Source organism: Pantoea sp. X-Soil-YNGN-775 (assembly GCF_059730575.1).
The window spans coordinates 3,655,804-3,681,077 of record NZ_AP035945.1; the positions used below are offsets into that span (position 1 = coordinate 3,655,804).

Annotated in this window: 24 protein-coding genes; 9 read left to right on the forward strand and 15 right to left on the reverse strand. The window is 52.6% G+C overall.

What is annotated here, in order from left to right:
• Positions 1–20: 20 nt before the first annotated feature.
• From fliI to fliF, 4 genes are read right to left on the reverse strand one after another with little or no spacing between them, the layout of a single operon-like run.
• Complete coding sequence (gene fliI, locus AC6I8I_RS17080; RefSeq protein WP_497828133.1) at positions 21–1,382, reverse strand: flagellar protein export ATPase FliI; 1,362 nt, start codon at positions 1,380–1,382, stop codon at positions 21–23.
• Positions 1,379–2,098 (reverse strand): flagellar assembly protein FliH, encoded by a 720-nt coding sequence (locus AC6I8I_RS17085; protein ID WP_312758637.1) that lies wholly within the window; start codon positions 2,096–2,098, stop codon positions 1,379–1,381. Before AC6I8I_RS17085 ends, fliI begins: the two co-directional genes overlap by 4 nt.
• Positions 2,085–3,071 (reverse strand): flagellar motor switch protein FliG, encoded by a 987-nt coding sequence (gene fliG, locus AC6I8I_RS17090; RefSeq protein WP_312053206.1) that lies wholly within the window; start codon positions 3,069–3,071, stop codon positions 2,085–2,087. Before fliG ends, AC6I8I_RS17085 begins: the two co-directional genes overlap by 14 nt.
• Entirely contained in the window at positions 3,071–4,717 is a 1,647-nt protein-coding gene (gene fliF / locus AC6I8I_RS17095; RefSeq protein WP_312053208.1) for a flagellar basal-body MS-ring/collar protein FliF, read from the reverse strand. Before fliF ends, fliG begins: the two co-directional genes overlap by 1 nt.
• 281 nt (positions 4,718–4,998) lie before the next feature.
• Here fliF and fliE point away from each other — a divergent pair, with 281 nt between their 5' ends.
• The 8 genes from fliE (at position 4,999) to AC6I8I_RS17135 (ending at position 12,332) form a co-directional block, all read left to right on the forward strand.
• Entirely contained in the window at positions 4,999–5,331 is a 333-nt protein-coding gene (fliE, locus tag AC6I8I_RS17100; protein WP_312053210.1) for a flagellar hook-basal body complex protein FliE, read from the forward strand.
• A 219-nt stretch (positions 5,332–5,550) separates the two neighbouring features.
• Positions 5,551–6,417 carry a CheR family methyltransferase gene (locus AC6I8I_RS17105; RefSeq protein WP_312053211.1) on the forward strand — a complete coding sequence of 289 codons (867 nt, stop codon included), beginning with the start codon at positions 5,551–5,553 and terminating at the stop codon, positions 6,415–6,417.
• On the forward strand, positions 6,414–7,460 hold the full coding sequence (locus AC6I8I_RS17110; RefSeq protein ID WP_497828134.1) for a protein-glutamate methylesterase/protein-glutamine glutaminase: 1,047 nt from the start codon (positions 6,414–6,416) through the stop codon (positions 7,458–7,460). Before AC6I8I_RS17105 ends, AC6I8I_RS17110 begins: the two co-directional genes overlap by 4 nt.
• Before the next feature lie 88 nt (positions 7,461–7,548).
• Entirely contained in the window at positions 7,549–7,938 is a 390-nt protein-coding gene (gene cheY, locus AC6I8I_RS17115; protein WP_312053214.1) for a chemotaxis response regulator CheY, read from the forward strand.
• 3 nt (positions 7,939–7,941) lie between these two features.
• Positions 7,942–8,583: a protein phosphatase CheZ gene (gene cheZ, locus AC6I8I_RS17120; RefSeq protein WP_312758640.1), complete on the forward strand. Its 642-nt coding sequence runs from the start codon at positions 7,942–7,944 to the stop codon at positions 8,581–8,583.
• A 106-nt stretch (positions 8,584–8,689) separates the two neighbouring features.
• Positions 8,690–9,835: a flagellar biosynthesis protein FlhB gene (gene flhB, locus AC6I8I_RS17125; RefSeq protein WP_312758642.1), complete on the forward strand. Its 1,146-nt coding sequence runs from the start codon at positions 8,690–8,692 to the stop codon at positions 9,833–9,835.
• Positions 9,835–11,931 carry a flagellar biosynthesis protein FlhA gene (gene flhA / locus AC6I8I_RS17130; protein ID WP_497828135.1) on the forward strand — a complete coding sequence of 699 codons (2,097 nt, stop codon included), beginning with the start codon at positions 9,835–9,837 and terminating at the stop codon, positions 11,929–11,931. The genes flhB and flhA overlap by 1 nt, the downstream gene beginning before the upstream one ends.
• Complete coding sequence (locus tag AC6I8I_RS17135) at positions 11,928–12,332, forward strand: flagellar protein FlhE (protein ID WP_312758646.1); 405 nt, start codon at positions 11,928–11,930, stop codon at positions 12,330–12,332. Before flhA ends, AC6I8I_RS17135 begins: the two co-directional genes overlap by 4 nt.
• Positions 12,333–12,370: 38 nt before the next feature.
• On the opposite strand, the gene fliT is transcribed toward AC6I8I_RS17135, so the two are convergent.
• From fliT to fliD, 3 genes are all read right to left on the reverse strand, one after another.
• Entirely contained in the window at positions 12,371–12,700 is a 330-nt protein-coding gene (gene fliT, locus AC6I8I_RS17140) for a flagellar protein FliT (RefSeq protein ID WP_312053222.1), read from the reverse strand.
• Positions 12,697–13,101 (reverse strand): flagellar export chaperone FliS, encoded by a 405-nt coding sequence (gene fliS / locus AC6I8I_RS17145; protein ID WP_312758649.1) that lies wholly within the window; start codon positions 13,099–13,101, stop codon positions 12,697–12,699. Before fliS ends, fliT begins: the two co-directional genes overlap by 4 nt.
• A 61-nt stretch (positions 13,102–13,162) precedes the next feature.
• Positions 13,163–14,647 (reverse strand): flagellar filament capping protein FliD, encoded by a 1,485-nt coding sequence (fliD, locus tag AC6I8I_RS17150; RefSeq protein ID WP_312758651.1) that lies wholly within the window; start codon positions 14,645–14,647, stop codon positions 13,163–13,165.
• A gap of 447 nt (positions 14,648–15,094) precedes the next feature.
• Between fliD and AC6I8I_RS17155 the strand changes: the two genes are divergently transcribed.
• Positions 15,095–15,916: a flagellin N-terminal helical domain-containing protein gene (locus AC6I8I_RS17155; protein ID WP_312053226.1), complete on the forward strand. Its 822-nt coding sequence runs from the start codon at positions 15,095–15,097 to the stop codon at positions 15,914–15,916.
• Between the two features lie 653 nt (positions 15,917–16,569).
• Here the strand turns inward: AC6I8I_RS17155 and cheW are convergent.
• From cheW to flgL, 8 genes are all read right to left on the reverse strand, one after another.
• Positions 16,570–17,079, reverse strand: coding sequence for a chemotaxis protein CheW (cheW, locus tag AC6I8I_RS17160; RefSeq protein ID WP_312053228.1), 510 nt, complete (start codon positions 17,077–17,079; stop codon positions 16,570–16,572).
• Between the two features lie 25 nt (positions 17,080–17,104).
• Positions 17,105–19,126 (reverse strand): chemotaxis protein CheA, encoded by a 2,022-nt coding sequence (gene cheA / locus AC6I8I_RS17165; RefSeq protein ID WP_497820518.1) that lies wholly within the window; start codon positions 19,124–19,126, stop codon positions 17,105–17,107.
• Positions 19,113–20,096, reverse strand: coding sequence for a flagellar motor protein MotB (gene motB, locus AC6I8I_RS17170; protein WP_312053232.1), 984 nt, complete (start codon positions 20,094–20,096; stop codon positions 19,113–19,115). Before motB ends, cheA begins: the two co-directional genes overlap by 14 nt.
• Complete coding sequence (gene motA, locus AC6I8I_RS17175; protein ID WP_312053234.1) at positions 20,093–20,989, reverse strand: flagellar motor stator protein MotA; 897 nt, start codon at positions 20,987–20,989, stop codon at positions 20,093–20,095. The genes motB and motA overlap by 4 nt, the downstream gene beginning before the upstream one ends.
• A gap of 172 nt (positions 20,990–21,161) precedes the next feature.
• Positions 21,162–21,572: a flagellar transcriptional regulator FlhD gene (flhD, locus tag AC6I8I_RS17180; protein WP_497820695.1), complete on the reverse strand. Its 411-nt coding sequence runs from the start codon at positions 21,570–21,572 to the stop codon at positions 21,162–21,164.
• A gap of 62 nt (positions 21,573–21,634) precedes the next feature.
• Entirely contained in the window at positions 21,635–22,363 is a 729-nt protein-coding gene (locus tag AC6I8I_RS17185; RefSeq protein WP_312053236.1) for an RNA polymerase sigma factor FliA, read from the reverse strand.
• A 178-nt stretch (positions 22,364–22,541) separates the two neighbouring features.
• Positions 22,542–23,900 carry a methyl-accepting chemotaxis protein gene (locus AC6I8I_RS17190; RefSeq protein WP_409455968.1) on the reverse strand — a complete coding sequence of 453 codons (1,359 nt, stop codon included), beginning with the start codon at positions 23,898–23,900 and terminating at the stop codon, positions 22,542–22,544.
• A 425-nt stretch (positions 23,901–24,325) separates the two neighbouring features.
• Positions 24,326–25,246, reverse strand: a complete 921-nt coding sequence (flgL, locus tag AC6I8I_RS17195; RefSeq protein ID WP_312053240.1) for a flagellar hook-associated protein FlgL — start codon at positions 25,244–25,246, stop codon at positions 24,326–24,328.
• Positions 25,247–25,274: the final 28 nt, after the last annotated feature.

Sequence of the window (25,274 nt, forward strand, 5' to 3'; positions counted from 1 at the left end):
TATCACCACTCACTTGGTTGTCAGGTCGAAGGAAACAGCGCGTTTAGCTGTTCAAGGGCATTTTCATATTCGCTGCAGTCATACATGCCCTGCTGCAGATACCCTTCCATTTTTGGGTAGAGGGCGATGGCGTCATCCAGCCGCGGATCGCTGCCAGCGGCGTAGGCACCAACGCTGATCAGGTCGCGGTTATGCTGATAAGCGGAAAGAAGCTGTTTGAAGCGCTGGGTTTTCTTATAGTGCGTGTCGTCGATCAGTTCGGTCATGGCGCGACTGATCGAGGCTTCAATGTCGATAGCCGGATAGTGTCCCGACTCCGCCAGCTGGCGTGACAATACAATGTGCCCGTCAAGAATGGCGCGCGCCGAGTCCGCTACCGGGTCCTGCTGATCGTCACCTTCGGTCAGCACGGTATAGAAGGCGGTAATTGAGCCTCCGTTTTTGATGCCGTTACCGGCACGCTCCACCAGCGCGGGTAGCTTCGCAAACACCGAAGGGGGATAACCTTTGGTGGCGGGCGGTTCACCGATCGCCAGCGCGATCTCTCGTTGCGCCATCGCGTAGCGGGTCAGTGAATCCATAATCAGCAGCACGTCGTTGCCGCGATCGCGAAAATCTTCGGCAATCCGGGTGGCGTAAAGTGCGCCCTGCATTCTTAATATCGGCGACACATCGGCCGGCGCAGCAATCACCACCGAACGGCTTCGTCCCGCTTCACCGAGAATATTTTCGATAAAATCTTTTACTTCGCGGCCGCGCTCGCCAATCAGCCCGACCACAATCACGTCCGCTTTGGTATAGCGGGCCATCATGCCCAGCAGCACGCTTTTGCCGACGCCGGAACCGGCGAACAGCCCCATTCGCTGGCCGCGTCCGACCGTCAGTAAGCCATTGATTGCCCGCACCCCGACATCCAGTACCTGGCGGATCGGGTCACGCTGCAGCGGGTTAACCGATGCGGTAAACAGCGAACCGGCAGTTTTGCGGCTCGGCGCGGGTAAGCCATCCAGCGGTCGTGCGCTGGCATCCAGCACCCGGCCGAGCAGCTCCGGCCCCAGCGGTAACTGTTTACCGTTGACCGTGGCCTCTGGCTGGGCGCACACCCGCGCACCCGGTAGCACGCCCTCGACGTTTTCCAGCGGCATGATATAGAGTACCCGGTCGTTAAAACCGACCACTTCGCCTTCGACAAACGCGGTGCCAGCGGCACGTTTGCGCTCGATCATGCAGAGCGTGCCTATCGGCAGTTTCAGCCCGACCACCTCCATCACCAACCCTGTGGCGCGGACCAGCTTGCCATACTGCTGATAAGGCGGCAGCGTCATGATCTGTTGCTCGCAGCGGACCAGGGTGTCGAGCCAGTTTTTGAGACGCGTGCTCATGAGGTGTAATCTTCCTTGCTCAGGTTGCACAGCCTCTGCCACTGGGTGGCCAGCGTTGCATCCAGCTCGCCCTCGTCCGAGGTGACGCGGCAGCCGCCCGGCGCAATGCTTTCATCGGCGCGTAATGCCCAGTGCTGGCTCGCCAGGATCTCGCCCAGCTGCTGCTGTACCAGCGGGAAATCCTCTTCACTGACCGACAACACAATGTGGCTGGTAAACTGCAGGTTCTCCTGCAGCAGATGCTCAATCTTTTGCAGTAACAGCGTGGTATCAAAGATAATCTGCTTACCGAACAGCGAGCGGACGGCATTCAGCGAAAGCTGAACCAGCCGGGCCGGGATCACGCTGTCGAGGCTATCCAGTGCGGCCTGAAATTCATTGATTAGCGATGAAAATCGACTGACCAGCAACTGCTGCTGCTGATCGACGTCTGCTGCGCCCTGCGCCCGTCCGGCTTTTTGACCCTCGCTGAATCCCTGCTGATACCCGAGATCCTGGCCCTGTTCCCGTCCTTTCTGTTCTCCTGCCGCATAGCCTTCCCGCTCAGCCTGCTGCCGTAAGCGGGCCAGCTCGGCCTGGAATTGCAGATCGGTAGCCGGATCGGCAGCTGGTGTGGCTGGCTGAGCCTCCGCGCTAACCGGCGCGACACCCTCCAGCAGATTTTCCGGCTGCCAGCGTTGCCAGCTGCCCGCTGCCGGGCGATCAGACGTAGACATCTTCACCTCCGCCCAGCACAATCTCTCCGCTTTCCGCTAAGCGACGGACAATCAACAGAATATTTTTCTGCTCAGCTTCAACCTGCGACATGCGCACCGGTCCACGCGAATTGAGATCTTCCATCATGATGGCGGCAAAACGCTTCGACATATTGCGGAAGAACGCATCGCGCAGCGGTTGCTCTGCTCCTTTCAGTGCAATGACCAGCGTTTCGTTTTCCACATCCTGCAGCAGGCGTTGAATGCTGCGATCGTCGAGTTCGACCAGATTTTCGAACAGGAACATCTCATCAACAATTTTCTGCGCCAGCTCATGGTCAAACTCACGTACCGCCTCAATCGCCGCCTCTTCCAGATGCGATTTCATCAGGTTAAGGATTTCAGCGGCCGGTCGTACCCCACCCATTTTACTGCGCTTCATATTCTGGCCGGTCAGCAGGTTATTCAGCACCTCGGTGAGCTCCTGCAATGCCACCGGCTGAACGCCGCCAAAAGTGGCGATACGCAGCATGATGTCGTTACGTTCGCGATCGTCAAACTTGGCCAGCACATCTGCCGCCTGGGCGCGTTTTAAATGCACCAGGATGGTGGCAATAATCTGTGGATGCTCTTCACGGATCACGTCAAAGACCGATTGAGGTTCCATGAAGTTAAGCGTTTCAAGGCCATTAACGTGGGAATGCGTATCCAGCAGATCTTCCAGTAAACTGGAGGCGCGTTCCTCACCCAGTGCTTTCACCAGCACGTTGCGCAGATAATCGTTGGTATTGAAGTTCAGCGCGGCGAAGTCAGAGACCTCGCGTTCAAACTCTTTCATCACCCCGGCAAGGTTATCGTGGGTCACGCCTTCAAGATTGAACATGGCGCTACTGATTTGCGTCACTTCATGGCTATTCAGGTGTTTAAAGACTTCCGCTGCGCACTCATCGCCCAGCGTTAACATCACCATGGCACATTTTTCGGCTGCGTTCATTACGGCTTTTGCTCTCTCATCAACCACTTACGAATTACAGCAGCCAGAACATGCGGTTCCTGCTCGGCAAGTTGTCGCAAATGCTGAGTGGTAATTTCAGTATCGACGCGCTGTTTGGCTTTATTTTTCTCAATGCTCTCTATGCGGCTGGTTTCTGCATCCAGTTCAGCCTGCCGCGCCTGTTTTTCCATTTCGAGCCGCTGCAGCGCCAGTTGCTGATGTTTGATCCAGAAAGGCTGCACCGCTTTATGCCACAGCAGCCAGGCGACCAGCAGCAGCAACAGATAGCGCCCGGCCTGCAGGGATACGCTGATCACCTCCGGCTGTTTCCAGAGCGGCACCGCCGCCTCTTCGTCCGAATGGGTAAACGGCGAGTTCACTACGCTCAGGCTGTCGCCACGCTGCGCCGAAAAGCCAATCGCCTGCTTCACCAGCTGATTAATCTGGTCGATCTGCTCTTTCGCCAGTGCAACCGGCTTGCCGTCTTTACCGGGCAAATAGTTGATCACCACCGCAGCGGAGAGCCGTTCGATTTCACCGGAGTTACGCCGGATATGCGTCAGAGTCCGATCAAGCTCGTAGTTGACGGTTTCATCGTTATGGGTGTTGTAAGGAAGACGTCTGACGGTCGCGCTATTTCCTTTTTGCGCCGTCGCATCAATCGGCGCGGAAGTGGGTACCGGAGGCTGATTGCTCAGCGCACCCGGCACGCCGCCGACCGCCTCTTTACCGCCCTGCTCACTGCCGCTGCTCTGGCGACTGCGGATCGACTTTTTATCCGGTGAGCTATTGGGCTGATACTGCTCCGCCGTCTGCTCATTGACAGAGAAATCAATTTTGGCGGTCACCTGCGCGCGCACGTTACTACTGCCGACAATCGGCGCGAGGATCGCCTGAATGCGGCTCTGATAATCGCTTTCTACTTTGTTGATGTACTTAAGCTGGGAAGTCTGCGTCGCCCGTTCGCCACTTTGCGTCAGCAGGTGGCCATTTTGATCAACAATGGTGACATCATCAGCCGACATTCCGGCAACCGCACTGGAGACCAGATGGCTAATCGCGCTGATCTGGCCCGCATCCAGCGTTCGTCCGCCCAACAGGTTAAGCGTGACCGACGCCGACGCCGGTTTCTGCTCCTGCACAAACAGCGACGCTTTCGGCAGCGCCAGATGAACGCGAGCGCTTTTTACCGGCCCCAGGGTGTCAATGGTGCGCGAAAGCTCCCCTTCCAGCGCGCGTTGGTAGTTAATCTGTTCACTGAACTGGCTGATACCAAACTTTTCCTGGTCCAGTAGTTCAAACCCAACCGATCCGCCTTTCGGTAAACCCTGCTGAGCCAGTTTTAACCGCACGCCGTAAACCTGATCGTCGGGCACCATAATGGCGCCCCGCCGTTGATCAAAACGGTAAGGCACATTCATTTTGGTCAGCTGCTCGACCACCGCACCGCCATCCTGGTCGCCGATATTGCTATATAACACGCCATAGTCCGGCGTATTAGCCCAGAAGAAAACAATAATGACGATCGAAATCGCCGCGGCAGCAATAATAATAAAAATGATTCTCGGGTTTGAACGAAACCGATCAAAAGCTGCCAACAGGCTCATGGTATTTTTGTTGTTATTACCGCTAGATGTGGCATTCATGCCATTTTCCTGTAAAAAATATAATGACACAATGTAAACGTGATATGACTCACTAACGCATAATTCATTGGTAAGCACTCATGCCGTTACAGCATTTCAAATAGCCAAATCAGGCCACTTATTATGTACAATTTTATCGCCACCTTAATCAGGAATAAGCGAAAGCTTCTGTCAGCTATTCATATTATATTTTCCAGGCTTTCCTGGTTATCATGCTGCGATTGAACTGGCAAGCAGATAACGCCAGATAAAAAATTCCAAGAGTGTGAAGGATTCAAGCGATGTCTATTCAGTCGATGACTGACATTATCGATCAAATCCATTTTCAGGCCCGCGAACTGTCGGGCCTGAATAAGGCTGATCGTGCAACCGCGACGAAAACGGGCAACACCATGCCGTTTTCCGATCTGCTGCTTAACAGTATTAACAGCCTTAATCAGTCGCAAAATATGGCTAAAGATCAGTCTCAGGCATTTATGAAAGGTTCATCGGATATCGGATTGAATGATGTTATGGTCTCGTTGCAGAAATCATCACTCACCCTCAATCTGGGTATTCAGGTGCGCAATAAACTGGTCAGTGCTTATCAGGATATAATGGGAATGTCATTATAATAAAATTTTGAAGAGCGTTATTTACCGCCCGCGAGCATGTTCTCGTGCCGTCAGCCAGAATGCTTTGCCAGTGGCAGAACATACCGCCTGAGCGGGTTTCCCAGACCTTTAACGTGTGCATATTGCTCATATTTTTCCGCCAGCGTATTGACTGGCGGCGTGCGATGCCGCTACCGGCTGACTCTTTCGCCTGACTGAATGACTACGAAGCTATAATCCATGCCTGAGATATTGAATAAGAATACAGTGGTTCTCGCTGACCGGTATGCACAAAGCAACCTGACGGATATAGAATTAGATAAAATTATTAAATTAATTTATCAGCGTGCCGGTATCGTCATTACCCGGCAGCGTCGTGATATGGTTTATAACCGGCTGGCGCCGCGTTTACGTGAGCTGGGCATAGAGAGTTTCAGCCGTTATTTAGCCCTGCTGGAATCGATGCCGGGCAATGATGAATGGCAATTATTTATCAACGCCTTAACCACTAACCTGACCTCTTTTTTCCGCGAGGCGTATCACTTCCCTATTCTGGCGAAGCATGCGGCCAGCAGAAGCGGCGGTTATAACGTCTGGTGTACCGCGGCATCGACCGGTGAAGAACCTTACTCTATCGCCATGACGCTGGATGAGGTGCTGGGAAGTACTCTGACCGGTCCGCGCATTCTGGCTACCGATATAGACACCAATGTATTGGCCAAAGCCAGAGCCGGCACCTATCGACTGAATGATATTAATAACCTGACCCAGGAACAGAAAAAGAAATATTTTCTGCGAAAAATTACCACCGCTGAACAGCAGCAGGTCAAGGTCAGAAATTCTTTACAGAAAGATGTGCATTTTCAGCAGTTAAATCTGATCGCCGAAAACTGGAATATCCCCGCACCTTTCGACGCCATTTTTTGCCGCAACGTTATGATCTATTTCGATAAGCCTAACCAGCAACGATTATTAAACCGTTTTTCGAAACTGTTAAAGCCGGGTGGTCTGCTGTTTGTGGGTCATTCTGAACATTTCAACAATATGGACAGTCCTTTCCGTCTGCAGGGTCAGTCGGTCTATTATCTGGCTAAGGATAAGGTATGAGCAAAATAAAGGTACTTTGTGTTGATGACTCAGCCCTGATTCGTACCATCATGACCAATATTGTTAATCAGCAACCCGATATGGAGATGGTGGCGACCGCGCTCGATCCGATTATCGCCCGCGATTTAATTAAACAGCATAATCCGGATGTGCTGACGCTGGATGTCGAAATGCCGCGCATGGATGGCCTCGATTTTCTCGAACGGCTGATGCGCCTGAGACCGATGCCGGTGATCATGATCTCTTCCCTCACCAGCAAAGGCTCAGACATTACCCTGAGCGCACTGGAGTTAGGCGCGGTCGACTTTGTCACCAAACCACAGATGGGGCTGCATGAGGGCATGTTGCAGTACGCGGAACTGATTGCCGAAAAAATTCGCACCGCCGCCAAAGCGCATATCCGCCGCGGCCTGACGGCTGCACAACAGCCAAAAGTTATCCGCACCCCGCTGATCGGCAGCGAAAAGATCATTGCGATTGGCGCCTCGACTGGCGGCACCGAGGCTATCCGTCAGGTGCTGATGTCGATGCCCGCCTCGTGCCCTGGCATTGTGATTGCGCAACATATGCCGCAGGGCATTACCCGCTCCTTTGCTGAACGGCTGGATAAAATGTGCCAGATCTCAGTGAAAGAAGGTGAAGACGGCGAACGCGTCCTGCCCGGCCACGCCTATATTGCACCGGGCGGTCGCCATATGGAGATGTACCGCAGCGGTGCTAACTACCATATCCGCTTAAATGACTCACCGCCGGTCAATCGTCATCGCCCGTCAGTGGACATGCTTTTGCAATCGGTGGCGAAAGCGGCCGGCAAAAATGCCGTCGGGGCGATCCTGACCGGTATGGGCCATGACGGCGCAAAAGGTATGCTCCAGTTAAACCAGACCGGTGCCAAAACGCTGGCGCAAAGCGAACAGACCTGTGTTATTTACGGCATGCCTCGTGAAGCTGTCGCCCTGAATGCGATAAGCGAAATCGTTGATCTCGACCAGATTGCACAAACTATTCTGAAAAATGTTGTCGGGCAGGCACGCCGAATTTAGGCACGGTATCGCGTTATTATTCCGAGCCACCTGTCGTTATTCACCACCAAGCCCAGATAAAGGCGCAATTAACAGGACCATTATTACTATGGCTGATAAAAACTTACGTTTTCTCGTCGTCGATGATTTTGCCACCATGCGCCGTATTGTGCGTAATTTACTTAAAGACCTCGGATTTAATAATGTCGAAGAGGCAGAGGATGGTCAGGATGCGTTGAATAAAATGCAGCAAACCAACTTTGACTTCATCATCAGTGACTGGAACATGCCCAATATTGACGGACTGCAGCTGCTGACGCAAATCCGAAATACGCCGGCATGGAGTACGCTGCCGGTATTAATGGTCACCGCAGAAGCCAAGAAAGAGAACATTATTGCGGCGGCTCAGGCTGGCGCCAGTGGTTACGTTGTTAAACCTTTCACCGCTGCCATTCTGGAAGAAAAGTTAAATAAAATTTTCGAAAAAATCGGGTGGTAATCAGTGGAAACTCAAGAAAAAACGCCAGAATCAGATAATTTCAAATCTATTTTTTCGCGCATCGGGCATTTAACCCGCCAGCTGCGCGACGGGATGTCCAGCCTCGGCCTGGACCGCGCCATTATGGATGCCGCTGAGGCGATTCCGGATACGCGTGAACGGCTTAATTATATCGTTAACAAGACCTCTCAGGCGGCCGATCGGGCATTAACCTGCGTCGAAGAAGCACGCCCGCTGCAGGACCGATTAAACAGCGAGGCTAAGGGGCTGACCGGGCGCTGGGATGCCTGGTTTGAGCAGCCGGTTGAGCTGCCAATAGCCCGTGATCTGGTGAGCGACACCCGGCTTTTTTTGCGTGACGTCCCGACGCTGACCGACCAAACCAATGCGCAACTGATGGAAATTATGATGGCGCAGGATTTCCAGGACCTGACGGGCCAGGTGATTCAGCGCATGATGCACCTGATTGAAAATATTGAAAAAGAATTGATTCAGGTGCTGATAGAAAACATGTCTGGCATGGCTATTCCGGTGGCCGCCGAGCCGGAAAGCCTGAAAAACGGTCCGCAGATTAATCACGCACAAACCGGCGTGGTGGCGACCCAGGATCAGGTGGATGACCTGCTCGCCGACCTGGGCTTTTAAGTTGCGGTCAGTGTTCAACGGGCCGGCAAACCCGCTTATTTTCCGTCTGACAGATTGACCTCTGTCAGCCACTGAACGTTGCGAGTCCGGCACGCCAGGTTGAGTCATGTCTGAAGAAAGTGATGTAGAAAAAACCGAGGAACCCACTCCCCAGCGACGGCAGAAAGCGCGTGAAGAGGGGCAAATTCCGCGTTCAAAAGAGCTGACATCTTTAATGATGCTACTGGCTGGCTGGTCATTAATTTTTGTCAGTGGTGCAAGTACGGCTGACCAGCTGGCGCAGCTGCTGCATAACGGCCTGATGTTTGACCGTCTGCTGCTGACCGATATCGCCAGCATGCTGCATAAAACCAGTGGATTAATGTCGCTGATGTTAACCGCGTTACTGCCGATGCTGCTGGGGCTATTTTTGGTGGCGATTGCCTCATCGACCTTTATTGGCGGCCTGCATTTCAGTAAGAAATCACTAAAAATCGACCTTACCCGCCTTTCACCAGGCGCCGGTTTAAAACGCTTATTTTCTTTTCAGGTGATTTCTGAACTCGCTAAAAGCCTGATGAAGACCCTGTTAGTCGGCAGCGCATTTACCTTCTTTCTTATTAAGAATAAAAGTCATTTTATTCAGCTGGCTAATGAATCGCTCGGCGATTCACTCGGTGATGCTCACCGGTTGATCTCTCACTGTTTAATTATGGTGATTTGCGCGCTTATTCCGATGATGGGCTATGACGTTTTTTACCAGTTAATGAGTCACCTAAAAAAATTGCGTATGACCCGCCAGGAGATCCGTGACGAATTTAAACAGAGCGAAGGGGATCCTCATGTAAAAAGCCGCATCAGGCAGCTGCGCCGTGCAATGGCCCAGAGCCGGATGATGGAGGATGTGCCTCAGGCAGATGTGATTGTGAATAACCCCACCCACTATTCGGTCGCGATCAGCTGGAAAGCGGGAAAAATGGCGGCACCGGTGGTGCTGGCAAAAGGCGCAGGCGACATCGCTCTGCGTATCCGTGAGCGGGCTCAGCAACATAACGTTCCGATGCTGGAAGCGGCCCCGCTGGCGCGTGCGCTCTACCGCCATTGCGATATTGGCGAACCGATTCCGGCGGAGCTGTATAGCGTGGTCGCTGAAATCCTCGCCTGGGTTTATAACCTGCGCCGCTGGCGAAAATCCGGCGGCAGTAAGCCCAAAAAACCTGTCAACCTTTCAGTGCCTGCGGCGCTGGATTTTGCCCATGAGAGTCAAGAGTGATGGCAAATTTAACCACTAAACTCCGCCTGCCCGATTTAAAACAGACCCAGTGGCAGATACTGGCCGGGCCGATCCTGATCCTGATGATTCTGGCCATGATGGTGCTGCCGCTGCCGGCATTTATGCTGGATACGCTCTTTACCTTCAATATTGTGCTGTCACTGATGATATTGCTGGTGGCGATGTTTACCCAAAAGACGCTGGAATTCTCCTCATTCCCGATTGTGCTGCTGTTCTCCACCCTGCTCCGGCTGGCGCTGAATATCGCCTCAACCCGCATCATTCTGATGGAGGGGCATACCGGTGCTGGCGCAGCGGGCCGCGTAGTGGAAGCCTTCGGCCATTTTCTGGTTGGCGGCAATTTCGCCATCGGTATCGTGGTATTTGCCATTCTGATCATCATTAACTTTATGGTGATCACCAAAGGTGCCGGACGTATCGCCGAGGTCGGCGCACGCTTCGTACTGGATGGTATGCCCGGTAAGCAGATGGCGATTGATGCCGATCTCAACGCCGGCCTGATTGCCGAGGAAGAGGCGAAACGCCGTCGCAGCGAGGTGACGCAGGAGTCTGACTTCTACGGCTCAATGGACGGTGCCAGTAAATTCGTGCGTGGCGACGCCATGGCCGGCTTGATGATCATGGCGATCAATATTGTTGGCGGCCTGATCATCGGCATCGCTCAGCACGATCTCTCCTTCAGCGACGCGGCACAGACCTATACGCTGCTGACCATTGGTGATGGTCTGGTGGCCCAGATCCCGGCCCTGATTATCTCGACAGCGGCCGGTGTGATTGTCACCCGGGTTTCTAATGAGACCGATGTCGGCGAGCAGATGGTCAGCCAGCTGTTCAACAGTCCGCGCGTGATGATACTGGCGGCCGGCGTCATCGGACTGCTGGGCGTGATCCCGGGCATGCCGAATACGGTCTTCCTGCTGTTTACCGCCGCCCTGCTCGGCCTGGCCTGGTGGCTGCGCGGTCAGCAACTTAAACAGCCGGCCAGCGTGAACGGCGTCGCAGGCAGCATGGCGGGCAGCGTCAGCGAAGCGACGCAGGCGCCTGAGGCGTCGTGGTCAGATGTGGAAATGGAAGATGTGCTGGGGCTGGAAGTCGGCTACCGGCTGATCGCCATGGTGGATGATTCGCAGGATGGCCAGCTGTTGATGCGGATCCGCGGAATTCGCAAAAAATTCGCGCAGAAAATGGGGTTCCTGCCGCCCGCTATCCATATCTGTGACAACCTAGATCTGAAACCAACCGCCTACCGCATCATGCTGAAAGGCGTCGAGATTGGCAGCGGCGAAGTGAAGCCGGAACGCTTAATGGCCATCGATCCCGGCTGCGCAGAGGGAGAACTTGAGGGTATTGCCGGGCTTGATCCTACCTTTAAATTGCCGGCCGTCTGGATTGATGAGGTGCTGCGTGAGCATGCCCAGATTATGGGCTACACGGTAGTCGATCCGGCGTCGGTAATCGCCACCCATCTGAATCATCTGATTGAGATGCACACCGATGAACTGTTTAGTCGTCAGGAGACTCAGCTGCTGCTGGAACGCATCTCCCGCGAGATGCCAAAACTGGTTGAAGATTTCATTCCGGGGATTATGTCGCTCTCGCTGTTTCATAAGGTGTTGCAGAACCTGCTGGCGGAACATATTTCGATTCGCGATATGCGCACCATTATTGATACCCTGGCGGAACATGCCGATAGCCAGCATGATGCCGATGATCTGACCTCGCAGGTGCGGATCCGGCTGGGTCGGGCAATAACCCATCAATGTTTCGGCAATGAGCCGGATATTCAGGTGATTGGGCTGGCGCCCGCCCTTGAAGGGTTACTGATTCAGGCGAAACAGAATGGCAGCGCGCTGGAACCCGGTATCGCCGAGAAGATGATTGAACAAACCGGCCAGGCGATCAGCCAGCAAAACGCGATGGGCGCCGCACCGGTTCTGCTGGTTAATCAGTCTCTGCGACTCATGCTGTCACGCTTTCTGCGGCGGGTTTATCCGCAGCTGGTGGTACTGTCCAACCTGGAAATCAGTCACAACCGCACGGTTCACATGTCCTGTACCATCGGCGGCGCACAGTGAAGCGCTGGCTGGTGATGCTGGCTGGAGTGGCGTTGAGCGCAGCGGCGAGCGGTGGCAGTGGCAGCTGGAGCGGAAGCAGCGTCGGCGGTCGGGTGAGTGTTGGTCAGCAGACGCTGGTCAGCCGGCCCATCAGCCCGGCAGCACCGCTGCCGGCTACGGCAATCCTCCGTTCGCTGACATGGCGGATCACCCTGCTCAACCGGCCGCCGCCCGGCTTACAGATTAAACTCTGCGCCCAGGCGGCCTGCTTCCCGCTGCCGGGCTTATCCGGCACGCTGCAGCTCAGCACACCGCACCCGGCGAATACCGTTTTTCATTTTATTTATTCAGTGAACAGCCGCGGGCCGCTAATGCCGGCCCTGCAGGTGGTGAGTAATCAGTTGAACGTGAACTACCATTGAAGGAATCTGTGGATAACCTGATGTCGCCGCGTTGCCAGTCAGCCAATGCGGCGCGGGGTTTGCGCGGCATAATCCCGACAGCCGCTCTTACTCTGTTGTAGTCTGACCATATTCTGTTCCAGCTGATGCATCCTGGCCCGCAACCGCTCGACAATCTCTCCCTGGCTGCGCTGTATCGCCTGCAGCTGTTCGGCCATCGCCTGCTTTTCTGCTGCAGCCGACGTCTGCTGGTAAGCGCCGATCATCTGCTGCACCGCTGCCAGATAAGGGGGTGAGCTAACGGCAACCGCGTCCCACTGCCCCTCTCTGAGCTGTTCCAGCAAGGCCTGACTCATCTGAGCCAGGGTGAAAAGCGATGCATCAGTCATGCAGCCCCCGCCTGAATCTTCGGTAAGATTTCATCCCAGACGGCGGACATTTCCGTCAGTAACCGATCGGCTTCCAGCAGTTTGTTCACATCACCCTGGCTATTGGCCTGTAACAGCAGCCGGGAGATATAGTCATACAGCCGTTCCAGATCCGTCGCAATTTGCTGGCCTTTTTCATGATCGAGTGAGGCGCGTAATCCCTGATCGATGATGTTGATCGCTTTACCGATCATTTCACAACGCTTAGCTACCGCGCCTTTTTCAAAATAGATTTTTGCCCGCAGCAGCGCATTATGTGCCGCTTCAAACAACATCGCGATCAGCTGGTGTGGCGTAGCGCCTGCCAGCCGCGCATCAAGCGAAACCTGGTCATAAGCCTGTGAGCTTTGCATTTGGTACATTATCATTTCCTGCATATAAAACAGGGACATCGCCCGGTCTGCGACAACCCCTGCGTCGGGATTACAACTTGCTGAACATACCCGCCAGGGTAGTACTCATATTGTTCATCTGATTAAACAGGGAATCGGCATTGGCATACTGCTTTCTCAGTAACTCAACTTTAGAGTCGATCAACGCCTGCGTGCGGGTTATCTGATCGGTGGCATTATCGATTTGGCTATTGAGCAGATCGGTAGCGGCTTCGAACACCCCCTTGATATTTTTCTCGGGATTACCGACAAGGTATTGAGTGAAAATTTCTCCCAGCCTATTGTTCAGGCCGCCATTTCCCCCTACGCCCTGAATCATTTTCTGTACATCTTCGGGATTATCGGCAATGGCTTTATCCACTTTGGTTTCATCAAGCGTCATCAGGCCCGTTTTGCTGTCCGTGGTGATGCCCAACTGCGAAAGAGAGGTGTAGATATTGCCTTTGTAGCTGCCATTGACGGCATTGCGAATGTCGCTGACCAGGTTACGTAACCATGATTCTCCCCGCAACGCACCGCTCTGCTCGGTGGTCTTCTCACTATCCCCGTCTTTGCTGGGTGCGACATATTTGCTGTCGGCCGTCGCTTCGGTTAACAGCGCATTGTATTGCTTAACAAAGTCCTGCAGCCCGGCTTTGATGGCGCTGGTGTCCACCGTCAGGGTCAGCTGTTCCGGCTCACTATCGGCTGCGGATACCGCATTCAGGTTGAGGGTCACGCCGTCAATGACATCGCTGATGGAATTTTTGAAACGGGTGTAATCGATGCCGTCGACGCTGAACTTAGCGTCCTTAGCCGCAGAGACAGCGCTCATCTTATCTGCGCCTGTCCCGCCATTGCTGGTATTAAGAATAGCGCCGAGACTGTCATCACCCTCCACGCTGATCGACATCTCGCCAATTGTCCCGGTGACTTTTGAACTCAGCATCAGCTGATAACCGCCGTTACCATCACGCTGAACCGAGGCGGAAACGTTGCCACCTTTTGCGGTGTTTTCCTTGTTGATCAGGTTGGCGATGTCGTTCAGTGCGGTCTCACCGTCCTTTAATTCCACCTGCAGCGGTTTAATATCATCATCATCAATGTCCCCGTCCCCGTCGGTATCGCCGTTTCCCTGGGTAATGGTAATGGTACGGGTCCCGCCGCTGGTCGTGCCGCCAAGTTGCGTAATGGCGCTGTCAAAGACAGTACTTTTCAGCTTGTGCGCAATCGCCAGCTGATCAACTTTTACCGTATGGGTGTCCGCCAGGGCACCACTTGCGGCGGTGGCGGTAAACGCGGTATTAGACGTGACTTTCATAGTGTCAAAGGCCGAATGATTGAGTACGTCAATCGAGGTCTGCAGGTTAGTGGTTAAATTTTTAATGCTGCCCCAGGCAGAGATTTTCTTTTTACAGCTATTCTGCAGATTGGTGTAAGGATTGAGACGCAGTTGTTCGCTATCCGCCATGCTATTTAACAGATCGGTATAATCCCAGCCGCCAACCCCCGCGCTGGCTATTGATGATATTGCCATGTTAATCTCCTGTTAATATTAACCAATCTTCATTTTCTTTTGGTCTATAAAATATCGGCGCCGGCCAGAAAAAATAAAGGCAGAATAAAAAATTTAACTGCGCCGTTTAATCTTTACACCACTACCCGCCAGTTCTGACCTTTTTTTAAATCGACGCATCGATAAGTAAAAAATCAAATCACCCGAAATAAGGGCAACTCTGTCATTAATTCACCTTACAGAGAAGATTAACTTTACCGCGACGGGTAAAACCGGTTTGCTGCCCTCTTTATACAGTCAAAAAAACGTGCAGGCCTGTCTGCCTGAACCGCAGGTTTAAATTTCCCTTCGCTTATAACCGCAGTAAAAAAAATTTCAGTAAATTTTCACCACGCCGATATTTAATATCATGCGAAGTGAACACGCATACTCACATTTAATAACCTAATATTAGCGAAGGAAAATTACATGACACAGGTCATTAACACCAACACCCTGAGTTTGATTGCGCAGAACAACCTGAATCGCTCACAGTCAAGCCTCGGCACCGCGATCCAGCGCCTCTCTTCTGGCCTGCGTATTAACAGCGCTAAAGACGACGCTGCTGGCCAGTCAATCAGTAACCGCTTCACCGCTAAAATCAATGGCCTGTCTCAGGCTTCGCGTAACGCTAACGACGGTATTTCAATCGCGCAGACCACTGAAGGTGCGTTAAACGAAGTTAACGATAACCTGCAGAAAATCCGTACGCTGACCGTTCAGGCTAACAACGGCACCAACTCTGATTTGGACAGAAAATCAATCCAGGCTGAGATTACTCAGCGCCTGGCTGAAATTAACCGTATCTCTGAACAAACCGAATTCAACGGCGTGAAAGTGCTGAGCGCAGACACCTCACTGAACATCCAGGTTGGCGCCGACGATGCCCAGTCGATTTCAATCGGTTTGCAGAAAATGGATGCTACCACTCTGGCCATGGATTCTTATGACGTCACCACCATCGACGGTACCGGTTCAGACGGTCTGATCAAAAAAGTTGACGCCGCACTGGATATGGTCGGCTCACTGCGCTCCGATCTGGGTGCGGTGCAAAACCGATTTGACTCAGTCATCAACAACCTGAACAGCACCGTGATTAACCTGTCGGCCTCTCAGTCACGTATTCAGGATGCCGATATGGCGACCGAAGTGTCCAATATGTCCAAAGGTAACATCCTGCAACAGGCAGGTACCGCGGTACTGGCGCAGGCGAACCAGACTCCAAACAATATTCTTTCGCTGCTGCGTTAATATTAAACCGCCCGACAGACTGACAGTATTAAAGTCGTCGGGCGGGTTACTATCATCCAATGCGCAAGGCCCGATGCCGGTTGCTACCGACATCGGGCTTTTTTGCATTAAAGATTATCGTTTTTTCACCTCTCCTTTAGCGCGTTTCCCGGCTCCCCGCCCGGTAGACAGCGGCTGAACAGCCCGTAACTACCCTATTCCGCTTTCCTTAACACTATCCCAGTACAGCGTCATCCTCTGACAGCCTGAATCGCCACAGCGCACCGCCGGCGCGCATCCAGCCTGCCGGTTGATCTCATGAGGTCGCCGCTGGAGGCTGTCGCCGGTGCGGATCGGCTGACAGCTTCAGCGCACCCCGAGTCGCTCGCAGAGAAACCGGTCGATGGGCGGCAACCCGCTGCAACAGCGTCCGCGTTTACCCCGCGTCACAACGGCGCACGCTGGCAGTATCCTGGGAAATTTCCATGGCGCAAGCCATACGGCAACCGCCAGATTGCAGCGTTGCATGGCTTGCTTCAGATTAAGGGCTGAGTGTGAGGGCGGCTGAGTTCAGAGCAGGTCTTATCGGGGGGAATGGCAGGCGAATGGCGTGAAAAGCACGCCAGGCCGACACTGAACGCGTGTTGTGGCCTGGCAATAGATAAAAACGGCGTTTAGTCGCAGGTCGCGAGGGCGCTATTTTTTTCGACCAGCTCCATCTCTTCACTGTTTAACAGCTTTTCGATATTAACCAGAATCAGCATCCGGTCATCAATCGATCCTAACCCTTCGAGATATTCCGTCGACAGCGTCACCGAGAAATCCGGTGCCGGACGAATTTGCTCAGCAATTAATGACAACACGTCAGAAACGCCATCGACAATAATCCCCACCACCCGGCTGCCGAAATTCAGCACGATCACCACGGTGTGTTCATTAAATTCGGCGGAACTCAGGCGGAATTTAACCCGCAGGTCGACTATCGGGACAATGACACCACGCAAGTTGGTGACGCCCGCAATAAAGTCAGGAGAGTTAGCGATACGGGTCATCCGTTCACAACTGCGGATCTCCTGAACTTTTAGAATATCAATGCCATACTCTTCATTGCCTAACCTGAAGACCAGATATTCGTGGCCAGCAATATCGCCAGCATCTTTATTTTCCGAGCCAGATAAATTCATTTTTTCACCTTAAAACAGCACGCTATTAACCGGCTTTGGTTGCCTGTCGCTTTTCCTTCGCCAGCATGGCTAATACCGCGACATCCAGTATCAGTGCCACGCTGCCGTCGCCAAGAATGGTCGCCGCCGACACGCCAGGAACCCGGCGGTAATTAAGCTCAAGATTCTTGACCACCACCTGATGCTGACCAACCAGTTGATCCACTAACAGGGCGTAACGGCAGCCGGCACTCTGCACAATCACCGCAATGCCCTGATTGCTCTCATCAGCCTGGCCCGGCAGATTAAACACCTGTCGCAGTTCAACCAGCGGCAGATACTCTTCGCGGACCTGAAGCATCAGTTCGTCACCGGCCATGCGGTAGAGCGCTTTCTCTGACGGCAGCCGCGACTCCATCACCGTGCCGAGCGGCAGAACATAAATTTCGTCACCGACCCGCACCGACATCCCGTCAAGAATCGCCAGCGTCAGCGGCAGAATAATGCGGATGGTCGAGCCTTTATCCTGTTCAGAATAGATTTCGACATGGCCGCCCATCGCCTGAATGTTACGTTTCACCACGTCCATGCCGACTCCGCGGCCTGAGACATCCGTCACCTTCTCGGCGGTGGAGAAGCCCGGTGCGAAAATCAGCATCCAGATCTCTTCATCACTGGCGTTTTCAGCCACCATCAGGCCTTGCGACTGCGCCCGGGCGAGGATCTTCTCGCGGTTCAGGCCGGCACCGTCGTCAATCACTTCAATCACAATATTGCCGCCATGATGCTCAGCAGACAGGATCAGATTGCCTTTTTCCGGCTTTCCTTTGGCCACTCGGGCTTCGACCGGTTCAATGCCGTGATCGAGGCTGTTACGCACCAGGTGGGTCAGCGGATCGATAATTTTTTCAATCAGCCCCTTATCCAGTTCCGCCGAGCCGCCACGCAGGATCAGCTCAACCTTCTTATTCAGTTTTGTCGCCAGGTCATGCACCAGTCTTGGGAAGCGGCTGAAGACATATTCCATCGGCATCATACGAATCGACATCACCGATTCCTGCAGATCCCGCGCATTGCGTTCCAGCTGGGCAATGCTGTTCACCAGCGCATCATGCTGGGAGGCATCGAGCCGCGACGAGAGCTGCGTCAGCATCGCCTGCGTAATGATCAGTTCACCCACCAGATTGATAATCTGGTCAACCTTATCAACCACCACCCGGATGCTGCCGCTTTCACTGGCGGGTGCTTTCGGTGGCGCTTTGTGTCTGGCTGGGGCGGGTGCGGCGGACGCGTCCGGCTTCGCCACGGGTGCCACCGGGACAGCGGCGGCTTCAGCTTCAACCGCCTCAGCAGCGCTGGCTGGGGTAATCACTATCTGATGCGGTTCCAGCACAAAGCACATCACCGCGATGATGTCGTCGATACTGGTGGTGGTTTCGAGGGTAATGTCAATCTGGCCGCCATCATCCTGCTTGTTGATAATGGTCCCCAGATTAGCCAGCTCATCGGTTAACGGCTGTTTATCCAGCTCATTAATGCCGGTCAGTCTGACAGCGAGTACCGAACCGCCGGTTGCCGGCTCCGGTTGCGCTTGCTGGGCGGCTACCGGTGGCACGCTCTCCGGCTCTGGCGCCGCCGCAACGGCAGGCTGCGACGCCGTGGCAGCAGACGGCGGCTCAGCTTTGCTCTCTAACGCAATTTGCCGCAGCGCTTCGCAGATATAGCGGAAGCTTTCTTCATCCGGCTGTTGCGAAGATTTATACGCATTCAGTTGTTCCTGCATAATATCTTTACTCTCAAGAAACAAATTAATAATTTCACTGGTCAGCTGTAATTCGCCGCAACGGGCCTCATCGAGTAAATTTTCCAGTATATGGGTTGTTTCTTGTAATACCGTAAAGCCAAACGTGCCGGCACCACCCTTGATTGAGTGAGCGGCCCGAAATATGGCATTTAATAAATCCTTATCGGGTGAAAGGAAGTCCAGATCCAGCAGATGTTTCTCCATATCTGCCAGTAACTCATCAGCCTCATCGAAAAAAGTCTGATAAAAATCACTTATGTCCATCGTTTTCCCTCTGCTCTATTTTTCCTGGAGAGATAACCGGCTGCCCAGGGGCTTGCGCATCGGCAGGCACAATCTTTAACGCCGACGTTAATTTTTCCGTTTCCGGGGTTGCAGTGAGTTTATTTAAAAGCGACTGCTCTTTGAGAATTTCCTTCTCTTTTTCTTTACTGTGAACCAGTATGGTTATCCGTCGATTAAGCGGATTATCCTGGCCGCCGTTATCGAGACTGACGCTATCAGCCATGCCGACAATGCGCAGGAATTTATCCGCCGACATGCCACCTTTAATTAACGCGCGACGCGAGGCATTAGCACGATCGGCCGACAGCTCCCAGTTACTGTAGGCGGCATCACCACCGGCATAACGCAACGAATCGGTGTGACCAGAGAGGGTAATGCGATTGGTTAAGCCATTCAGCGCCGGTGCCAGCGCCTCAAGAATGGCGCGCATATACGGCTCGGGTTCGCGGCTGCCAACCTTAAACATCGGCCGGTCCTGACTGTCGGTGATCTGAACCAGCAGCCCATTATCAGTCAGCGACAGTCGTATATTGGACTGGAAATTACTCAGCCGTGGATCCTGGACGATCAGGCTCTGCAGCTTTTCACGCAGCGCCTGTAAATTGTGATCGGACTTTTGCTTCTTATTTTCCAGCTTATCCGGCGTTTGCTTAAGCTCTTCACCGTCCTGCTTAATCACGTTATCGCCGCCGCCGGGGATCACGCTGTCACTCAGGCTCGATTTGTTGCCCTTCGCCAGTGCAACCCGTAACGGCATTTTAAAATACTCCGCCACCTGCTCACGGGTTTGCGGTGTTGAGGTTGAGAGTAACCACATCACCAAAAAGAAGGCCATCATTGCCGTCATAAAGTCGGCATAAGCAATTTTCCACGAGCCACCGTGATGGCCACCATGGGCAGACTTACGCTTCCGTTTGACCACGATGACGGCATTGTTTTTCTTATTCATGCAGCCTCTTCCGCTGCCGCCGCTGGCTCTGAAGGTGCCGCTTTCACATCACGAATGTGCTCTTCCAGCTGATAGAAGGTCGGGCGCACCGAGGAGTAGAGCGTTTTGCGACCAAACTCCACTGCGATTTGCGGTGCGGATTCATTAATCGCCGCCAGCAACACCGCTTTAATGCAGAACAGCGCTTTGGTTTTTTCCGCACTTTTCTGACGCAGCAACGCCGCCAGTGGACTGACGAAGCCGTAAGCCAGCAGGATACCGAGAAAGGTGCCGACCATGGCATGGGCGATCAACTCGCCGAGTTCGGCAGCCGGACGATCGGCGGACGCCAGCGCATGCACCACGCCCATCACCGCGGCGACAATACCAAACGCCGGAAAGCCGTCACCCAGCGCGCCCAGACTGTCGGCGGGGACCGCCGCTTCATGTTCAGCGGTTTCAATCTCTTCATCCATCAGCGCTTCAATTTCAAACGCATTGGTACTGCCGCTGATGATCAGGCGCAGATAATCGAGTAAGAAATTCATCAGGAAGCTATCAGCCAGTAACCGCGGATAACGGGTGAAGATGGCGCTATTTTGTGGATCTTCGATCTCCGCCTCCAGTGACATCATTCCTTTCTGGCGACCGCTGGCCAGCAGCAGATAAAGCAACGTCAGCAGGTCGATATACACCGCTTTGGTATAACCGGCGCCTTTAAAGAGCTGCGGCAACGCTTTAAGCGTGGCTTTTATCGCTTTCGCATTATTCCCCACGATAAAGGCACCGACGCCTGCGCCACCAATAATTAACAGTTCAGTTGGCTGAAACAGCGCGCCTAATTCGCCACCCGACAGTAAAAATCCGCCAATGACTGCGGCAAAAACCACGATATAGCCCAGAACAACCAGCACAATAACCTCTTCATTATTAACAAACCTTTCGCCAGCCGGAACCGATCCCAGGTGATAAAAGGGGGATACCTAAATAGCCGTTAACGACCCGGCGAGCCAAAAGGGTTTACCTGGCTGAACAGCGTTATTTCATGGTCTCTTCAGCATTCGCTGCAATAACCCGTCGTTCGGATTAAACCGGAAAGGCTTTTTTATCCGCACTCGCCAGGCTGACAACGTTGTTCATCGAATCTGAGAGAGACTCTTTTTTCTCCATGCCGTGCAGCAAATGGGTCGATAAAATAATGCCGGCATGAATCCCCTGCAGCGCTTCAAGACGCGAGCTTTTGGTAATGGTATTTAATACCGCTTCGCTTTCAATGCGTAACTGACAGATCAATCTGTCTACCGACGCCAGCCGTAATAATTCCGGCAGCGGCAGATTCTTTAACAAATTAATCAGTTCTTCATTAATGCCTAAAAAAAAAGCTGCCGTACAGGCGTCCTGCTGGATAAGATGCTGAGCAAGCAGCAGGTAAGAAAGATTGAATGCATAAATATTTTGCAGCCGATCATCATAACTATACATACCTGTTTTCATCATATTTATCACTCGATTAGACTTTTGCGTCGCCCGGCGCGATTAGCGCGATTAATCAGGCAGCACTACGATGATTTATTGACATCTAACCTGGCGCGCAGTCGTTTAATTGCCTGACTGTGCAACTGACTGACCCGCGTTTCGGTGATGCCAAGCACGTAGCCCACCTCTTTCATATTCAGCTCCTGCTGGTAATAGAGATTCAGCAAGGTTTGCTCCCGGTCAGGCAGGTTTTTTATTTCCCGGCTGATGTGAGCGGTTAATCGGGTAAACAGCGCTTCGTTGAGTGGATTTAACGCTTCGTGATTGCTGTCTGGCTGTTCAAAGTTATCGCCATACTCTTCCTGCAGCTCATCCAGCGAATAGATCATGCTGTTGTTATTTTCTGCCAGCATCGACTGATATTCTGCCAGCGAAACGCCCATTTCCTGCGCCACGTCCGCCTCTGTAGCCGTTTGCCCACTCTCCTGCTCAATCCGCTGGATCGCTGTAGAGAGCCGACGGGAATTACTGCGAACCCGCCGAGGTACCCAGTCACGCTCACGTAATTCGTCGATTAATGCCCAACGAACCCGCTGACTGATATAGGTACTCAGAGCAATGCCTTTTTTTGGATCATAATTATCAATCGCATTTAATAACCCAACGGCCCCGGCCTGAATAAGATCGTCCAGTTCCACGCTGACCGGTAATTTCACCTTTAACGTCAGCGCTTCTTTACGCACCCAGAAACGGTACTTCAACCACAGCGCATTTTTATCGATCACACCTTCTGAGGTATAGATACCATCCAAAATTAGCTATTCCACTACAACAAAACAGAAGACGATTATTAACGATTGACCAATAATCAAATAGTCTGATAAGCCCGTATAACTACGCGCATTTCGCCTGCCGGGGGAAATGAATATAAGGGATAAACAAACAACGGTGAAATACCCTTGTTTGTTTATCGACTTAGCTGTTATTTACTCAGAAATCAGACCAGTCGCCTTCAGATTTATTTTTTCCGAACGCCGGTTCGCTCAGTACCATGGTTTTTTTAATGGTGTTAGTTGCGGCATATTTGCTGCTTTTTTCTTCACTTGCCTGATTTCTTTCCTGAAGTGAAAACTGCGACACCGCCTGCTCCAGATTATGCGCATACTCTTCGACACTGCGCGCAACGCTGGCAGCCTGCTCCACCATGCCGGCATTTTGTTGGGTGACGGAATCCATCTCATTCACCGCCTGCGCGATTTGGTTGATGCCGGTGCTTTGCTCATCTGACGCCGAGGTGATCTCTGACATGATATCGGTAACCTGGGTAACCGATTTCACCACTTCGTTCATCGCGGTGCCGGCCAGTTCCACTTCCTGCGAACCGGTATTCATGTTGGCGACGGCGATATTGATCAGCTGACGGATCTCTTTCGCTGCATCCGCACTGCGCTTCGCCAGGCTACGAACTTCACCGGCCACCACGGCAAATCCACGACCTTGTTCCCCGGCACGCGCCGCCTCAACGGCCGCATTCAGTGCCAGAATGTTGGTCTGGTTAGCAATGCTGTCGATCACGCCGTTGATATCCGCAATCTGCCGTGAATTATCGGTAATTTCACGCATGATGCTGTCGAGGTTAACCATCACATCGCCACCCTTACGGGCACTGCTGTTGGCCGTTTCAACCAGCTGTTTGGCGCTGTGGGCATTGTCGGCGTTCTGACGCACGGTAATTTTTAACTCTTCCATGCTGGCCGCGGTTTGTTGTAACGCCGAGGCCTGCTGCTCGGTGCGCGAAGAGAGTTCGTTGTTGCTGTTGGCAATTTCTTTTGCACTGCCGTAAATGCTGGTGACACCATGGCGGATATCCGACACGGTTGCGGTCAGCGTGACGCGCATTTTCTCCAGCTCGGCCAGCATTTCACCGATTTCATTTTTCGAGCCAATATCAATCGGCTGACTTAAGTCACCGGAAGCCAGCATCGCAAAGGTTTCGCGGGTCTGATGTAAGCGGGTGAACACGGTTCTTTTCAGCCAGATACGCATGAAAATCATCATGCCTATCGCCACTAACAGGATGACACAGGCGTAGCTCAGCATTCTTGAGTTTTGCGCATCTGCCAGCGCTTTACGCTCTTCCATTAACGTGTTGAGAATGACGCGGTATTCATACAACGCTTGTCTTATTGCGGTATTGTATTTGGCCGTTTCATCTGCGACTTCATCCGGAGAAAGCAGGGATTTCTTCGGATCAATAATAGTATCGCGAATTCTTAGGGTGAAATTATGTAAATCGTCATACGCTTTCTTAATCTCTTTCTTTTTTTCCGTTTCCCTATGCGATATCACAGGCTGACTCATAAATAGCTTGTAGTTATCGTCCGCTAATTTAATGTCTTCGTTAATTTCTGCTAATGCCTGTTCATCGAGATTGCTGGTGCCTGTTTTAACAAACTCCTCATGCTGAGCAATAGATGAAAGCGAAACTGAACCCAGTGCAATATTGAGCCTGCCGACGGAATCCTGAATGACATTATCTGCATTTGAGATAGTGAGTGCTTCCGTCCGCTGTCTGTCGAACCGATGTGCACCAGAGATATTAAAGAACGAAATTAACGCCAGGAACAAGATAAAAACATACATCAGGGAGTTTATCCCTGTTGAAACTTTAATATTTTTTAACATGATAACCCTACAGGATTCTAATGAATCGATGAATAATTACTGATGTTTTCACTTTGCCATTAAGCCGAAAAATGAGTAATAGATTTTTATTATGTGAAGTTGAAAATCGATATTTTCTGCATGGCCTGAAATACTGTCATTGACGAGGTAAGGGCAAATTCAGACATTTTAGACTGGGTAATCAGGCCAATCTGGGTGTCAGAATCTGATCCTATCGCCTGCTGCAGTCGCGCCGTGACGTTGATTTTTTGCGCCTCGGCGCTGAAGGTCAGGGTGTCGAGGTGTTGCTGGTTAGTCCCCACTTCTGACTGGATTTTGCCAATGTTATCCACATTTTTTTTGACGGTAACGTTCACGCTGTCCAGCGTATCCATCAGCGCCTGACGATCGGCATCACTGGCACAGGGCTTATTTAATGCGGCGATCGCCTTGTCGACAGCGGCCAGCAGATCATCACTGCTGCCGCTCATGAAAAGCTGTTGCCCGGTATGGCTTACCGGTATCTCAAGGTTATCGCTGATCTTTTGAGTTATCTGCGTATCGCCGCCCACGTAGCTGCCATCCTCAGCGAACGGCGCGCTGCCGGTTTTATAACCAGCAAAGATATAGCGCCCGCTGCTGTCGCGGGTATTGCCCAAATCGGCCAGATTGTTGCGAATGCCCTGTAACTCAGTCGCCAGTGCCTGACGGTCCTGATCGGAATAAGCGCCATCGCCGCCGGCAATAATTTTTGACGTCAGATTACCGGTCAGCACGCTTTGAATACTGCTCAGGGTGTTATCTTCCTGGCCTAACGCATCCTGTGCGTGAGTTCTGGCCGTATCGTACTGGCTCATTCCGGCTAAGCTATTTTGCAATGCCACCGCCTCAGACGCGCCAGCAGGGTCGTCCGACGGTGTTAATAGGGTCTGCCCGGCAGCAAGGCGTGCATTAACGTTATTTCCGCTGGACATTGATTTAGTGATGCTATCAATATTGTGTTGGTACATATAGTGAGTACTAAAACGCATCCCTATACCCTCTGTTAATTAATGAAAA